The organism is Rarobacter faecitabidus (assembly GCF_006716265.1).
Lineage (GTDB): Bacteria > Actinomycetota > Actinomycetes > Actinomycetales > Cellulomonadaceae > Rarobacter > Rarobacter faecitabidus.
Genome location: NZ_VFOS01000004.1, coordinates 72,923 through 89,355, shown reverse-complemented (window position 1 = coordinate 89,355; position 16,433 = coordinate 72,923). Strand labels below are relative to the sequence as shown.

Sequence of the window (16,433 nt, the reverse complement as noted above, 5' to 3'; positions counted from 1 at the left end):
GTGGCGAGCCCGGCGTCGCAGCAGGCTGGAGGAAATGCCTTGAATGGGCGACGAGTCACAATCGTAGATGTTGCCGCGCGCGCCGGGGTGGCCATCAGCTCCGCCTCAAGCGCGCTCAACGGCCGTTCGGGGGTTTCACAGGCCACTCGCGAACGAGTTCAGGAGGCGGCGCGCGAACTCGGATACGTGCCCTCGCTGCGGGGCAGGAGCCTCTCCACGCAACGGGCGTTCTCCATCGGCTTCGTGCTGCATCGATCCCTCGAGGTCCTCGAGGCGGACCCCTTCTTCGGGGCATTCATCGGGGGAATCGAGCAGGCCATCTCGCCGCGAGGTTACGCCTTGGTGTTGCAGGTGGGGTCCACGCTGGAGGAGGCCGAGGGGCGCTATCGCGAACTCGCCGCCAACCGCCGCGTCGACGGCGTGCTACTCAATGAACTTCGCATCGATGACTCCCGCATCGATCTGGTGCAGGAGATCGGTTTGCCCGCAGTGGGTATCGTGCCGCCCATCGACTCGTTTCCGCTGCCGTGCGTGCGGCAGGGTAGTGCCGCCGGGGTCCGCGCGCTCGTGCGCCATCTCGTGGAGCTGGGGCACCGGAACATCGCGCACGTCGCAGGGCCACCCGGTTTCGTGCACTCGCAGGAGCGGATCGATGCCTGGCGCGGTGCGCTTGAGGAGGCCGGGCTCGCGACCGGAGCGCTCATTCCCGGCGACTTCACTTACGACGGCGGGCGAGCCGCGGCCGATGAAATCGCGGCGATGGCCGAGCGCCCATCGGCCGTGGTCTGCGCGAACGACCTCTCGGCGGTGGGCCTGATGATCCGGGCGCAGGAACTGGGCTGGTCCGTGCCTGGCGACCTCTCGATCTGCGGCTACGACGGCATCGCGCTGGGCACGTACGTGCGACCAACACTCACGACCGTCCAGGCCTCGCCCCGCCGAGTCGGTGCCGCCGCCGCCGAACTACTGCTCGATTTGATCGACGATCCTGAGGCCAACGCCCTGCGTCACGTCGACCTTCCGGCGGGTGAACTCGTCGTGGGAACCTCCACCGGCCCAGTGGCCTGAGATTCGTCCCTTCTTCTGAATCGGTTTGAAGTCAACGTACAAGCCAAAATCGCGCTAGTAACGAATTGGTAACAAAGAGTGCCGAGAATGCGCACTCGACGTTCATCCAGTGCTAGAGTCCTATTCACCGAAACGTTTCGGCCCAAAAGATACACCAGGAGTCATCATGGCAACGAAGAAGTTGCGTCGTTCGGCAATGCTCGGACGCGTCGTCGCAGCAACTGCGACCCTTGGACTGGTAGCTGGGCTCGCCGCCTGCGGTAGCGACAGCACCTCCTCCAACCCCACCACCGACAGCCCCACGGCCTCGGACATCTCCGGCGAACTGAACATCCTCGTGTCCAGCGCAGATGCATCGGACAAGGCGTTCGGCGAGGTCGTTGACGCGTTCAACGCCAAGTACCCGAACGCGAAGGCGACCCTCAACTCGGTCCCCAACGACACGTACCCCACCACGAAGTCCGCGCAGCTCACCGCTGGCAAGGTTGACATCTTCGTCGTCAAGACCTTCCGCGAGATGCCCGACTACGCGGTGGACTCCACTTCCGAGGACGTCCAGCTCGCCCAGTCGGGCGGCTTGCTCGACCTCACGGACGAGGCGTTCATGAAGAACTACACGCCGTCCGTCCTCGACTCACAGGCGATCGGTGGCCGCCAGTTCGCGGTCCCCACCGGAAACTCCTACGTGACCGGCCTGTACTACAACAAGAAGATCTTCGCGGACAACGGCATTGAGGCACCCACGACGTGGACTGAACTCCAGTCGGCCGTCTCCACCCTCGAGGGCGCAGGCGTCACCGCATTCGGCATCGGCGGCAAGGACACGTGGCCGGCAGGTCTGGTCATGAACGGCGTCGTGGGCGGGCTCTACCCGACAGCTGCCGACAAGCAGGCCCTCACTGACAGCCTGTGGGACCAGTCGGCCTCGCTCGACTCGGGCGTGCCGCTCGAGGTGCTGCAGAAGACCCAGTGGGTCTTCGACCACGCACAGAAGAACTTCTCGGGTGCTGGCTACGACGACATGCCGGCCGCCTTCGCCAACGGCGACTTCGCGATCCTGCCTGACGGCACGTGGAACCAGCCGACCATCGACACGGCCGTGGCTGGAGCCTTCGAGTACGGCTATATCCCGTTCCCCGCATCGGACAACGCAGCCGACAACAAGTACCTGAACGGAAAGATCGAGCTGCAGCTCGGCGTCAGCGCCGCCACGAAGAACAAGGACGCGGCGCTGGCCTTCCTCGACCTGTTCTCGAGCAAGGACGTCTACACCAAGTTCGTTGCCACCTCCGGCTTCAGCTCGGCGCAGCCCGACATCGAGCAGAGCGAGTTCCTCAACTCGATCACCGACATCACCTCGCAGTTCGAGCCGGTGTGGGAGTCGATCTGGATCGCGAACGCGAACGCCGGTGACGCCGCCGCGTACCCGTTCAACTACCCGGCTCTGAAGCCGCTCGGTTCCGACGACGCTGCTGCTGCCGCAGCCGCTGCGAACTCCGCTTGGACCGCAGCATTCTGATCCGCATCCCAGGGGTGGCGGTCCACCGCAGTGGGCGATACGCCCGGTAGCCGCCGCCTCGGATGGAACCAGTGTTGAGGGCTTGCGCCCGAGCGCATGCCGGGCGCAAGCCCTCAACACAAAGGAAAGTGTTAGCGATGGCCACATCATCATTCCCGTTCCCGCGCCGGTCGCCCGTCAGGACGTCCTTCTCCATCGGTGCCACCACCCTCATCCTCTTCGCATTCGTCCCGGCAATAGCCATCGTGGTTGTGTCATTCACCAACCTGAAGGGCATTCCCAACCTGCCGGTTGAGTGGATCGGGATCGACAACTACCTGCGGTACTTCAGCCCCGCCCGGCGTCCCGACAACATGAACGCGCTGCAGAACACGCTCGTGTTCGCCGCGTTGGCGACGATCTTCCAGATCGGCATCGGACTAGCGGTCGCGATTCTGCTGAACCGCCCGCTCAAGGGTCGCAACTTCTACCGCTCGGTCGTGTTCATGCCGACCGTGCTCGGCGTGACGGTGACTGCACTCATCTGGAGCCTGATGTTCAATACATCGGGTGGTCCGATTCAGGGGATCCTCAACGCATTCGGCACCGACTCGGCATTCTTCGGCGACAGCAGCATCGCGCTGTACCTGGTCATCTTCTGCCAGGTGTGGATGAACCTCGGCGTGACAGTGATCATCTTCCTGTCCGGCCTGCAGGCGATTCCCGCGGACCTGTACGAGGTCTCGTCCATCGATGGCGCAAACGCGTGGCAGAAATTCCGCTTCGTCACCCTGCCGATGCTCGCGCCCTCCATCACCGCGAACGTGCTGCTCGGCATCGTCAACGCGATGCAGTCCTACCAGTTGACCTACGTCCTGACGGGCCAGAGCAACAGGGCGACGCAGTTGCTCTCGCTCCAGGTTTACGAGCAGGCATTCGGAAGCGCACAGGGCAAGCAAATGCCCGGTGCCACCCAGGGCTACGCGGCGGCCATCTCGATGATCCAGTTCGTCATCGTCGGCGTCATCGCATTCGGGACGCTGTGGTACTTGCGCCGTAGGGAGGCAAAGCTGTGAGTGATTCAACCCCCCGGCACGCCAGCACGTCCGTTACTGAACGCCCCACGGCCAACAGCTCGGGACTGACGCCCATCGAGAAGAATGGCGACTTCGCTACGAAGAAGCTGCGGCGCAAGCACCGTCCCATCGGCGCCTATGTCGCCGTCGGTTTCCTGCTGCTGATCTTCCTCTTCCCGCTGCTGTACCTCGCCAACACGGCACTCAAGAGCAGCCAGGAGTTCATCACCAACCCCGTGGGAATCGTCACCTCGCCGCAGTGGTCCAACTTCTCCGCGGCCTGGAATACCGGCGACTTCGGCGACTACATCGCGAACACGGTGCTGTACACGCTTGCCGGCGCCGCGATCGGCACGTTCATCGCACTCGTCATGGGTTTCCCGGTCTCCCGCGGGTACATCAAGGGCGGGAAGCTGTGGAACGCGCTGTTCGTCTTCGTGCTGTTCCTGCCAAATGCGCTCGTTACCCAGTTCCACCTGCTGCGCAACATCGGCCTGTACGACAACCGCATCGGCTACATCCTGATGGTTGGGGTCGGAGTCGGCATCGGTCCGCTGTTGTTCAGCGGATTCGCCAAGTCGATTCCGACGGAGTTGGACGAGGCCGCCGCGATCGACGGGATCGGATATTGGCGGTACCTGTTCACCTTCATCTTCCCGCTGGCACGGCCCGCGTTGGCCACGATCTTCATCCTCCAGGCGGTGTGGATCTGGAACGAGGTCATTCTCGCCACGGTGCTGTTCTTCGATTCGTCCAAGTGGCCGATCGCGACCGGACTCAACGCCTTCAAGGGCGCGTACTCGAACAACTGGACGCTGCTCGCGGCCGCAACGCTGATCGTGGCAGCCCCGTTGATCGTCGGCTACGTGTTCATCCAGAAGTACCTGGTGAACGGCGTCGTGGGAGCCGTCAAGGGCTAAGCCAGATCTCACAATTCTCACTTTCCTACATCTACTGATTAGCAGGAGCAACAATGACTTCCCTTTCGGACACTCGTGCCGGTTCGGCCGTCCACGCGGTCCCTTACGTTCTGAGCCGGCTCGGCGTCATCATGGCCCCCGAAGCGGGCAATGAACTTGAGGTCGAGGGCGTGCTGAACCCCGGCACCGCCTGGGGCCAGGACGGCGAACTGTACCTCTACCCGCGACTGGTCGCGGACGGTAACGTGTCTCGCGTCGGGCGTGCCCGCGTCGTCGTGGAGAACGGTGCTCCGGTGGGAGTCGAGCGCCAGGGCGTCGTCCTGGAGCCAGACCGCGGCTGGGAGCACGGCAGTGACCACGGTGGGGTCGAGGACCCGCGTATCACCTGGGTTCCCTCCCTGGACACCCACGTGATGACCTACGTCGCCTACGGACCGCTCGGGCCTCGTCCCGCGCTGGCCGTGTCGAAGGACGGGATCACCTGGGACCGCCTCGGACCGCTGCTGTTCGAGTACTCGGATGACCTCGACACCGATCTCAACCTCTTCCCGAACAAGGACGTCGTGTACTTCCCCGAGGTGGTCCCGGGACCCGACGGCGCGCCGAGCTACGCCGTGCTGCACCGGCCGATGTGGGACTTCTCCTTCGTCCGCCCCGGCGAGCCGGCGCCGTTGCCCGCGGGTACCACCGACGACCGCGCTGCCATCTGGATCTCGTACATCGACGCCGACGAGGTGAAGAAGGATCTGTCCGCGCTCACGAGGCTGTCGAACCACCGTTTCGTGGCCGGTTCGGTCTACGACTGGGAGGCGCTGAAGGTCGGAGGCGGCCCCGCTCCGTTGCGAGTTCCCGAGGGCTGGCTCGTGCTGCACCACGGCGTCACGGGGCACATCGAGGCTGGCGGATTCACGCCGCAGCAGAACGTCCGCTACGTCGCTGGGGCACTTATCCTCGACGCAGACGACCCCTCGAAGGTCGTCGCGCGTACGGCTGAGCCACTGCTCGAGCCGGCCACCGAAGAGGAGACCTCAGGGACCGTCTCCAACGTGGTGTTCCCGACCGCGATCGAGAAGATCGAGGACGAGTACTACGTGTTCTACGGTATGGCAGACTCCAAGATCGGCGTGGCCCGCCTGGACCGCGTCTGACTCTGCGCGGTCGCTTCGGGCGGCCCCGGCCTCACGGTCGGGGCCGCCCTTTCACGTTCCCTCATGCGGTCGCGTCAGCAGCGTCCGGGATATGCCCTGCCTGCCGCTGAACACCTTCCGGGGAACACCTACCGGTGAACGGTATCGGCGTGGCGCGAACAGGTCGGCACCCCCGGTGCGAGCCGATCACCCCTATAGCCCTCATGCTGCCGGGGACTGCCAAGAGGCCATTGAGTTCGCGGGGTAGTCGAAGGGCCGTTGCGCTCCCCCGATGGGGAGCGCAACGGCCCTTGGGCTCGCCGCTCGGTGGTCTCGGCAGCCTAGACTTCGCTCAGCGACTTGGGCAGGTCGAATGTCGCGTCGAACCACTGGTTCACGCGAGCCAGAATGACCCGCTCGAAGATGTCATCGTCGTGACGCGACCGCAACCAGCGCTGGAAGCCGGTCCCGGCCGCCGCGTCCATCTCGCCGAGGCACTCTTCCGGCTGCGTGACCGCGCGGCGCAGGAGTTCCTCCGCCTGCTGTGGGGTGTCGTAGAAGAACGGATACCGGTCCGGCACGAGCGCGTGCGCCCACGGCAGATTCGGGAATATCCCGATAGCGCCAGCAGCGAGCGCCTCGACGTACATGAGCCCGTACGATTCCTGCTCCGCGGTGGCCAGGAACGCCGTGGTGCGGCTGAGCGCCTCCCAGTACGAGTCGCGCCCAGCGGTCAGCGGCCCGATCCAGATCCAGTCGCGCCGCGAATAGCGCATCGCGATCTCTGAGACGAGCTGCGATTCGGTGAGGCGCACCTCCACCTGGATGTCCGTGTGCTCGTGCACCCGCTCCACGATGTCGAAGAACATCTGGGGGCGCTTGGGCGCCGTGACGTAGATCGCCGGGTAAAGCACGACCGGGGCGGTCGCCTCGCGGCGCGGCTGAACGTGCTCGTGCCTGAATCCGAGGTTGACCCACGCGATGATCGCCCGTTCCGCGAGCGGCTGAGCGTCCCACTTGGACACGATCTCACGCGCCTCCCCGGCCGTCCGCTCGGAGTTCGCGAACGTCGGGAACAGCGCCACCGAGAGGGCGAGCGCCGCCTTCTCGATGTGCGACTTGAAGCGCGCGACGGGCCACCAAAGGAAGTTCATCACCTTGGGCGATTCCGAGTTCTGGTGCAATGTGCGCCAGACCTCGACCGAATCGATCACGTCCATGTTGATGACGATCACGTCCTCGCCGCCGATGAACTCCAGCGGCAGGACGTCGAAGCCATTGCCCTTGCGTGGCCCCGCCCCGATGACGATCGAGTTCGGGAACAGCCGCAGAAGGCGGCGCACCAGCGTGTCTCCCGTCTCGTGCCCGGCGATGTTGCCGTCGGCATCGACGAATACGTTGTCGTACTTGATCGCGACTCTCACGTCATTCACCCGCTTCCTTGCCGACGAGTGCCTCGTCGGCTCGCATGACATCCTCTGGGCCGGTCACGTCCGCAGTGGGGACGGAGGACTCGTCCTTGAACTCACTGCCATCAGGCCGGGATGGGTCTTCCGGTATCCGAAGGTCGTCGCCCTGATCGAGTGAGGTGTTGATCCGCATGCCATAGAACGACCGGTAGACGAAGCAGGCGGAGATCACGAAGAACACCGCGGCCAGCACGTGCACCAGTCCGCTCTGGCCCTTGTCGGTCATGGACACCCCGAGTTCGACCGCAAGCAGGCCAAACAGGGTCGTGAACTTGATGACCGGATTCAGGGCCACCGAGGAGGTGTCCTTGAACGGATCGCCGACCGTGTCACCCACGACGGAGGCATCGTGCAGCGCGGTGCCCTTGGCGTGCAGGTCCACCTCGACGATCTTCTTCGCGTTGTCCCACGCGCCGCCCGCATTGGCCATGAAGATCGCCTGGTAGAGCCCGAACACGGCGATCGACACGAGGTAGCCGATGAAGAAGAACGGCTCGATGAACGCGAACGACAGGGTCGTGAAGAACACCGCCAGGAAGATCGTCAGCATGCCCTGTTGCGCGTACTGCGTGCAGATCGCCACGACCTTGCGCGAGTCAGACACGGACGCCCGCTTGGGCGTGTTCTCGTCGAGCTTGATGGTGTCCTTGATGAACTCCACGGCTCGGTAAGCGCCGGTGGTCACGGCCTGCGTCGAGGCGCCGGTGAACCAGTAGATGATGGCGCCACCCGAGATGAGCCCGAGCAGGAACGGCGGATGGAGCAGCGACAGGTTCGACAGGCCGACCGTCAGCCCGGACGTGAGCGTCATGATGATCGAGAAGATCATGGTCGTGGCACCCACGACGGCCGTTCCGATCAGCACCGGCTTGGCGGTCGCCTTGAACGTGTTGCCCGCGCCGTCGTTCTCCTCCAGCATGCGCTTGGCCTCGTGCCACTTGGGTTCGATGCCGAATTCGGTGCGCAGCTCCTCGTCGATGTTCTCGATCTCCTCGATCTGTGAGAGCTCGTAGACGCTCTGGGCGTTGTCCGTCACCGGGCCATATGAGTCGACAGCGATCGTGACCGGACCCATGCCGAGGAATCCGAACGCGACGAGCCCGAACGCGAAGACCGCGGGGGCGAGCATGATCTCGTCCAGCCCCTGGTTGGCGAACAGCAGGGCCACGGCCATGAGGCCGACGATCGCCATGCCCAGCCAGTAGGCGGAGAAGTTGCCCGCGACCAGGCCGGAGAGGATGTTGAGCGACGGCCCGCCCTCACGCGAGCTCTTGACGACCTCCTGCGTGTGGCGCGCCTTGGTCGAGGTGAACACCTTCACCAGTTCCGGGATCAGCGCCCCTGCGAGCGTGCCGCAGGTGATGATCGTCGATAGCCGCCACCACAGTCCCGGCGCGGCTTCGAGTCCGTTGAGCAGGATGTATGACGTCAGGAAGGTGAGCGCGATCGAGACCGCGGAGGTGAGCCACACCAGTACCGTCAGCGGCGCCTCGAAGTTCATGCGGATCGCGCTGGCGTACTTGGCCTTGGTGAAAGCGTCGTTGCTGAAGTACGAGATGCCGGAGGCGACGAGCATGATCGCGCGAACGAAGAACAGCCAGATGAGCAGCGTGCCCTGAATCGCTGGGTCGTGGACACCGAGCAGGATGAAGGTTACGAGCGCGACGCCAGTCACGCCGTAGGTCTCGAAGCCGTCCGCGCTGGGGCCGACCGAGTCGCCCGCGTTGTCGCCGGTGCAGTCCGCGATGACTCCGGGGTTGCGGGGGTCGTCCTCCTTGATCTTGAAGACGATCTTCATCAGGTCGGCGCCGATGTCCGCGATCTTGGTGAAGATGCCGCCCGCGATGCGCAGCGCGGCCGCGCCGAGCGACTCACCGATGGCGAATCCGATGAAGCAGGAGCCCGCGATGTCACCTGGTAGGAACAGCATGATCGACAGCATGATGATCAGTTCGACGCTGATCAGGACCATCCCGATCGACATGCCGGACTTCATGGGGATGCGGTGCTGCGCCAGCGGCTTGCCGTCCAGCGACGCGAAGGCGGCGCGGGAATTGGCGAACGTGTTGAGCCGGATGCCGTACCAGGCGACCGCGAAGGATCCGCCCATGCCGATCAGCGAGAACGCGAGGATGATCGCGACCTTGCCCCAGGAGAACCCGACCAGCACCTTGAAGTAGAGCAGGATGACGGCTGCGATGAACGCCCACAGCACCAGCAGGAACTTGCCCTGCTTGATTAGGTACTCCTTGCAGGTCGAGTAGATCAGTTCGGAGATCTCCCGCATGGATTTGTGAACGGGCAGCTTCTGCAGTTGCGAGTAGGCGACGACGCCGAAGACCAGGCCCAGCAGGCAGATGCCGAACGCGATGCCGAGCAGCGTGTGGCCGCCGATGCCGGCGACCTTGATGTCACCGAGATTGGGTAGTTGCAGGTTCGCCTCGCCTCCGAGTTCTGCAGCGTGGGCGGGGGCGGCGGCCCAAAGAGGGGTGAGCAGGGCCGCGGCGAGGACGAGCCCTCCGCGCCTGAACTTGGACCGTTGATCGGTCCCTGATCGTTTGGAGTTGTGCAAGGGAATCACCTCTGTGTGCTCGGCAGCGTTGCCTTTACCTCTCGACGCTATGCGTGGCCTGGGTCACAATCCCGGGCCGTTCGTCCCTGCTGGGTGTCATCGCCGCCTCGAGGGCGACTCGATGACGCCGGGAGTTACGGAGGACTCGTCCATTCCGTAGGTTGTGATCAACCCAGCGGTGCGGACGGGGCCTCGGCTACCGGCCTGATGCCTAAATAAACTGAGAGGGGGCGCGGTTCCCATCCGAAGATGAGAACTGCGCCCCCGTCAGGGTTGTGCAAGGTTCAAGCGGTGGCCTCAGCGGGCCTTGAGCTTGAGCGTCTTCGACTTCACGCCAGTAACTTGTCTGGTGTTGCTCGCAACGAACTGGACGCGAACCTTGATGGAACGCTTCTTGGCTACGGGGAGTTTGACGTTCACCTTCCCGCGCTTCTTGGCGGTCAGCGTCACCGTGCGGACAGTCTTCTTGCCGACCGTGACGCGCAACTTGCCCGTCGCATAGGTTCCGTTGGTCAGCTTGCCCACCGTTACCGTCACCCGCGGTGCCTTACCCCTGGTGTATTTCTTGCCCGACACCTTGATGGACGTAACTTTCGCCTTCGCCACCGCCACAGCGACTACGTCGGACGACTGACGAAGCGCTGCAGTACCCACGAAGGAAACGGCAATCTGGTGCCTCCCCACTGCCAGCGAGGACGGGAGCTTGACGGTCGCGCGCCCGCTCTTGAGCTGCGCGACGGCAATTACCTTCCCGCCGAGGGTCGCTCGTACGGTCCCGCTAGGCGACGCTGAGTTGGACGAGACGCGCACGGCGATGCTCTGAGCGACGCCGTAGACGCCCGAACCCGGAGCGACGATAGCCGCGGTCGATGTGCCAGAAGTGCCGTTGTCACCGCCGCCACCTGAGCCGCCTGAAAGTGCAATGACGTCGCCAAGTGCCACGTTGCCAGCGTTGTCAGTCGCCCGAGTGCGGACAATGACACCGCGGGGCACCACCGTGGTTTGCGTGTATTGCTGCCAGGAACCGTTGCCGACCTTGTACTCGATCGAAGCAATCCCCGACGTCTCGTCAGTCGCTGCGATCGTCAGGGTGCCGGCGGAATCGTCTGGTGCGACGGTCACGACTGGCGCGACCGTGTCAACCTTGATCGTCCGGTCCGGGAGCGTGGTTGCGTTTCCAGCAATGTCGACTGCCTCTGCCGCGACGGCGTGGACGCCGTCGTTAATCGTCACAGGTGCCGAGTACTCATCCCAGCCGTTGTTGCCCACCTTGATGCTGACAAACGGAGCCTCATCGCCGTCATCAGTAGCGGTTACCGTTGCGACGACAGGGGAGGTGAACCAACCTGACGGGCCCGGGGCGGCAGGTGCGGTGGACAGCTCCACGGTCGGTGCCGTGGTGTCTGGTGCAGGTCCTGGCTGGCAGTGCAGAACGGCGTTGCCGAATGCCCCGTGGTCGTTGTTGATGTAGTTCCCGCCGTCAGCAACGTTGAGCGAAAGCTCCTGGACTCCCGCTACCGAGATCGTGATGGCCTGGCCGGGCGTGTTTTCCCGGAATGGGCTCGCGTTGCTTCCAGCCGTTGCCAAGGACACCCCATCACCCTTGATTTCAAAGGTGACTGAGCCTTCGGATGCTGTCGAACCGCCAGGCTCGAGGCCGACCGTCGTACTGAAGGTCGTGCATGCCCCACCGAGGTAAACGCGGACTTCACCGATGGCGTGCACGGTGATGCCCTTCTCGTAGGTTGTCGGGTCGGGACCGATGTTGATCGGGTTGCCGTTCATGTCTTTGTCCCGCATGACCGATCCGTACCCAGTCTTGGTGAAGGTGAACGGCAAATCGGAGATATATGCCGTTCCCTGCGGGGGCTTGATGGTTGGGGCCACGACGATTGGGCTGAGTCCAATCGCCGTTGCGATGCGCCCAGAGGGGCTGGTGTATTCCCCTGCGATGCCGAGGTTAACGGTCTCTTTGTTGCTCGAGTTTCCAACGCGGAATCGCCACGTCGAATTGATCGACTCACCCGAGGCAAGTGAGACCACACTTTGCTTGTTGCCTGAGATTAGGGTCCAGTTGGCGGGCGTGTTGGGGGAGACCTTGACGTTAGTCACGGGTCCGCCTGGGCCAGCCGTGAATGTGCTGGATACGGTCACGATCTCGCCAGGGGCGACCTCAGTCTTTGAGGCCGTCGTCAGCATGGAGGCGGGGACGATCGGACCCGGGGCGGACAAGCAAGACGTGCGGCCCGGCGTCTCTGGACACGCGAGAGCCGCGAATCCGCCGTTATTAATCGAGTTGACGGACAGCGACGAGGCCGACGTTGCGGTCAAAGTCTGCGCGGCGAGAGAGGAACCAGAATCCGTCACGAGGTCGACGATCCAGTTGCCCGCACCCAGGAAGTCCAGGGGAACGGTGCGGGTGCTGTTGGGGCTCGCTGCCCACACGCCACCGATGAACCAGCGGTCGCCATTGCGTCGTGCGAGTACTGCGTCCGTTCCCGGGGTTCCCTGCACCAGGCGGGTCTCATCCCAGGACACTTCGAGCTGTTCCAGGAACTTAGTAGCGATTGGTTCGTTGGCGTAACTCGAGGTGTCATCTGCGAGGTGCTGCACGCCCGATTCGAAAACGATTGCCTCACCGACTTCGTGGGCTTTGGAGGTGTTTGTGTTGTTGGAGAAAACCGTGGGGGTGAAGTCCATCGAGCCAACCACGTTGCGTGTGAACGGGAGGATCGTGTCGCGAACGGCGCTGCGTCCGTTTTCTTCACCGCGGACACCTTCGTAGCTCATGATCTGCGGCCAGGTGCGTTGCCAGCCGCGCGGGATGGTGGAACCGTGGAAGTTGACTGTCAGATGGTACTCGGCTGTCTCTTTAAGGATGTCGTCATACCACTGGAAGGTTGCCTGACTGTCCGACTCCATGAAGTCGACCTTGATGCCATTGGCACCCCACTGTTTCAATTTTGAGAACCATTCGATGCGTTGGTCCTTTGTCCAGAGGCGGTTGGAGTGGAACCACACGTTGATCTCGACGCCGCGGGCATTTGCGTATTGGATGAGTTCGGGGACCCACGATTCCTGCCAGCCCTCGTCGATGACGTACTGGGTCCAGCCGTGCTTATAGGCCATGTCTACGAACCGCTTCTGCACGGCGAGGCTCGACATCGCTGCGCCATCTCGGTTGGTGTTCCAGGCCCAGGCGGACACCCCTGTCTTAATCCAGGAAGTGTCCTCAACCCGCTGGTCGGGTGCCAAATCGTCGATGAGAGTCGAGCTGACCAGGTCCGCGGCAGTCCCGACAATCGCAACACGCCATGGCGTCGATAGCGCCCCGCTCGCGTTGACGGCGGCGTTCTGGTAAAACTCCAGCCCAAAGTCGCTAGCCCCGGATGAGTGCGTCAGATGAGCGCCGATGTACTTGCCGGACACTCCGGAATCGGACAGCAACACGTAGGTGTCACTCGTCGGACGGAACGTCGCTGGGTAGCCGAAGGTGCCGGTGCCAGCGCCTCCCACAGTCGTGACCTGGTGTTCGTTCTCGTACCACGGGGCGAAGGACTGCAACCAGGCGGGGGCCGTTGGGTTCAGCTGGAATCGTGCTGGTTCGGAAGTTACGGTGTAGCTCGCACCGAGAGAGGCGGGGAGGTCGTACGAGTAGGCGATTCCGTCGTCAGACGCACGGACGCGTGTCACGAAGTTGTGGCCATTCGCTGTCGCGTTGAGGACGAGTTCGTTGTGCACGGCGGACCGGTGATGCTGCTTGCCGGCGAGCATCGAATAACTCTCTGTGATCGAGTTAGTGCTAGTGCTTGTGATGCTGATCCCCTGGGAGAGGTTCGCGGCGGATGTCACAACACCAAGTTTGGTGACGGTCAGAACGCTTGAGGATCCCTTACGGACCTCCAACGTCAGTGAACCGCTTGCAAGCGAAATATCGGCGCTGACGGAGTTATCGGGCGAACGGACTGTCCACTCTGTTTCCGCTGCGTTCGCAACAGTAGGCAGGAGGGGGAGTGCGATAGTCGCAGCGACCGCCACGGCCGCAAGTCGGGGTAGCCTCCGCCTCACGGCAGAAGTTCTCGGACGATATTCCCTCAACATTGAGGCCTCTTTTCGTTCTGATTGTGACCGCGTTTGTCGTGCGCCTTCGCACGGCGGATAGGACTGACAACGATGACAGGCCCAAATGCAGACTACTTTGACTGGCGCCAATGTGGCAACACATCCCTGCCTTCGACGCAATGTGCGCGCCGTAAATTAATCGACATTTCCGAAACGTTTTTTCTGGCTTGATACGGCGATATTTCTTGATTTCGCGAGGGGTTCCCGGCTGGCAGATTTGCCGGATGATCCGCCCAGAAACGCGGCAATCTCAAGTGCGCGCGGTATGAGTGGGGGCCGCTGACGTAGTCTTGCTAATCGCGCGATGCCCGTATAAAGTTCCGAGAACGAGGCGTACCAAGGACGGTGGGCCCGGCTCGATGGGAATTCAAGGATGAATCTGTTTCGCAATCCTTCGCACGTGATTATTCTCGTTGCGGTGCTGGTTGTTGTTTTCGGTGCTGCGCGCTTGCCAATGCTCGCGAAGAACGTCGGCCAATCGCTCAAGATCTTCCGCAAGGAGGTCCGCGAACTGAGCCTTGACGCTTCACCTGCGGAGTCTGACGAGACGCAGACGGCGCAAAACCCTAAGTAGTTGAACGTGGAGACCTCGGTCTGCCCTCGCGAGTCAACCTAGCAGCGCGTTTGAGCCTCTGCGGTGAGGCAAAAGCGGACTACACGATTGGAATTGCTATGCGTAAGTGGGGAAAACCCGCCCGATTGACAGCGTTGTCATCTGCGATTGTTCTGGCTGCGGGAGTGACGGTCGCCGTCTCTCAGGCAGTTGGTTCGTCCGGTAGTGGCGATGTCGGTGAGGTTGTCGCAGTTGGCGTCAACGATTATGAGCAGGCCAATGGCTTCCGACCCCCCGCCGGCGGTTCATTCGTGATGGTCGATGCTGGCGGTGCCCATGCCCTGGCATTGCGGTCGGATGGCCAGGTCGATGGAGTAGGCGATGACAGCCTTGAACAGCGAGATGTCCCCGTGCTCCCGCAGGGCAGGAGCTACGTCGGGATCGCTGCGGGTGACTGGCACAGCCTCTTCGTTCGCGATGACGGCGTCGTCGTGGGTGCAGGTGACGATACGTACAGTCAGACCAGCATCCCCAACGCGCCCTCAGGTGAGGGCTTTGTGAGCGTGGCGGCCGGAGCCGCGCATTCGCTAGCGCTCACTTCGCAGGGCAAGGTACTTGCCTGGGGCGACAACGCCTCTGGGCAGACCGAAGTTCCCGCGTTGCCCGCGGGCGTCACCTACACGGCGATCGCCGCAGGTGGCTTCCACTCGCTGGCGCTTCGTAGCGATGGTCAAATTACTGGCTTCGGACGCGGCGACGAGGGGCAGACCGAAGTTCCCGCGTTGCCCGCGGGCGTCACCTACACGGCGATCGCGGCCGGGGGTGCGCATTCGCTGGCGCTTCGTAGCGATGGTCAAATTAGTGGCTTCGGACGCGATGTCGAGGGGCAGATTGATGTGCCCGCTCTCGAGTCTGGCGTCACCTACACGGCGATCGCGGCGGGGGACGAGCACTCCGTCGCTCTGCGCTCCGATGGGACTGCCGTCGCGTTTGGGCAGGACACCGATGGTTCCACGTCACTTCCTCCGCTGGCTGATGGCACCCGCTATGTGGGTGTAGCGGCCGGATCTGGTACCAGTTATGCGGCGGTTGGCGAACAGGCCCGCAACGCGACGACGACCTCGCTGCAACCAACTGCGCTCCAGGTTGGGAGTGGCACATCCTTCACCCTTTCCGCCAGTGTTGCCGCTTCTGGTGCCACTGCGACCGGCCAGGTTGAATTGCGCAACGGCACGCAGGTACTTGTCACGGCAGGCCTCGTTGGGGGAATCGCAGACCTCACTGTCGCTCAGGGTCTGCCCTCCGGGCAGTACTCGCTGACCGCGCACTATCTCGGCAACCCGGCACTAGCGCCTTCGGCATCACCGTCTGCGAACGTCACTGTGGGTGACGGGGGCGGACTGCCGCAGGCAACGGTCAAGGCGACCAGTGCAAAGAAGGTCGCGGTCGGATCAACTGCCATCGTGAGCGTCGCAGTGACCGCGAAAGGACGTGCGGTGTCCGGCGGAACGGTTGAGATCAAATCCGGATCGACTTGGCTGGCCTCTGCCACGCTCAGTGGCGGTACGGCAACAGTTCGGCTTCCGGCTTCGGTGACGGCGCGACCGCAGTCGCTGACACTGACGGTTACGTTCCTGGGGACAGCAACCGTGCGACCCGGTACCGGTCAGGTGACACTGTCGGTCGTGAAGGCCAAGACCAAACTGACTGTGAAGGCGAAGAAGAACGCAAAGGTTGGATCTCGCATCAAGCTGCGCGTTGTTGCCAAATCCGCTGGCACGGCGGCCGGCAAGATTCAGGTGCGGGTGGGCAAGAAGGTCGTAAAGACCGTCAAAGTCAAGTCGGGCAAGGCAAAGACGATCAAACTGCCTGCCAAGGTGACACGCAACCCAGGCAAGGTGAAGGCGAAGGTTACGTTCAAGGGATCACGTGGCGCTAAGAAGGCCGTCAAGACAATCACGATCAAGGTAAAGCGGTAAGCACCAGACGCTTCAAGCGTCGGTCGAGGCCGGGTGGGCGCGCAGTGTT

10 protein-coding genes are annotated in these 16,433 nt (G+C 63.1%); 7 read left to right on the top strand and 3 right to left on the bottom strand.

What is annotated here, in order from left to right:
• The 5 genes from FB461_RS10575 to FB461_RS10555 all read left to right on the top strand — a co-directional run bounded on the left by FB461_RS10575 (window position 1) and on the right by FB461_RS10555 (window position 5,710).
• Entirely contained in the window at window positions 1-1,068 is a 1,068-nt protein-coding gene (locus tag FB461_RS10575; RefSeq protein ID WP_246046213.1) for a LacI family DNA-binding transcriptional regulator, read from the top strand.
• Window positions 1,069-1,234: 166 nt separating this feature from the next.
• On the top strand, window positions 1,235-2,587 hold the full coding sequence (locus tag FB461_RS10570) for an ABC transporter substrate-binding protein (protein WP_142121895.1): 1,353 nt from the start codon (window positions 1,235-1,237) through the stop codon (window positions 2,585-2,587).
• A gap of 137 nt (window positions 2,588-2,724) precedes the next feature.
• Complete coding sequence (locus tag FB461_RS10565) at window positions 2,725-3,642, top strand: carbohydrate ABC transporter permease (protein WP_142121893.1); 918 nt, start codon at window positions 2,725-2,727, stop codon at window positions 3,640-3,642.
• Window positions 3,639-4,562 (top strand): carbohydrate ABC transporter permease, encoded by a 924-nt coding sequence (locus tag FB461_RS10560; RefSeq protein WP_246046211.1) that lies wholly within the window; start codon window positions 3,639-3,641, stop codon window positions 4,560-4,562. The genes FB461_RS10565 and FB461_RS10560 overlap by 4 nt, the downstream gene beginning before the upstream one ends.
• 53 nt (window positions 4,563-4,615) lie before the next feature.
• Window positions 4,616-5,710 carry a glycoside hydrolase family 130 protein gene (locus FB461_RS10555; RefSeq protein WP_142121891.1) on the top strand — a complete coding sequence of 365 codons (1,095 nt, stop codon included), beginning with the start codon at window positions 4,616-4,618 and terminating at the stop codon, window positions 5,708-5,710.
• 320 nt (window positions 5,711-6,030) lie between these two features.
• Here FB461_RS10555 and FB461_RS10550 read toward each other — a convergent pair whose 3' ends face one another.
• The 3 genes from FB461_RS10550 to FB461_RS10540 all read right to left on the bottom strand — a co-directional run bounded on the left by FB461_RS10550 (window position 6,031) and on the right by FB461_RS10540 (window position 13,831).
• Window positions 6,031-7,122, bottom strand: coding sequence for a glycosyltransferase family 1 protein (locus FB461_RS10550; protein WP_246046209.1), 1,092 nt, complete (start codon window positions 7,120-7,122; stop codon window positions 6,031-6,033).
• Entirely contained in the window at window positions 7,115-9,739 is a 2,625-nt protein-coding gene (locus tag FB461_RS10545; protein WP_211349906.1) for a sodium-translocating pyrophosphatase, read from the bottom strand. Before FB461_RS10545 ends, FB461_RS10550 begins: the two co-directional genes overlap by 8 nt.
• Window positions 9,740-10,027: 288 nt before the next feature.
• A complete protein-coding gene (locus FB461_RS10540) occupies window positions 10,028-13,831 on the bottom strand; it encodes a glycoside hydrolase family 97 N-terminal domain-containing protein (RefSeq protein ID WP_142121889.1) in 3,804 nt (1,267 codons plus the stop codon).
• 394 nt (window positions 13,832-14,225) lie between these two features.
• Here FB461_RS10540 and FB461_RS10535 point away from each other — a divergent pair, with 394 nt between their 5' ends.
• A complete protein-coding gene (locus FB461_RS10535) occupies window positions 14,226-14,426 on the top strand; it encodes a twin-arginine translocase TatA/TatE family subunit (RefSeq protein ID WP_142121887.1) in 201 nt (66 codons plus the stop codon).
• Window positions 14,427-14,524: 98 nt separating this feature from the next.
• Window positions 14,525-16,384, top strand: coding sequence for an Ig-like domain repeat protein (locus FB461_RS10530; protein ID WP_142121885.1), 1,860 nt, complete (start codon window positions 14,525-14,527; stop codon window positions 16,382-16,384).
• Window positions 16,385-16,433: the final 49 nt, after the last annotated feature.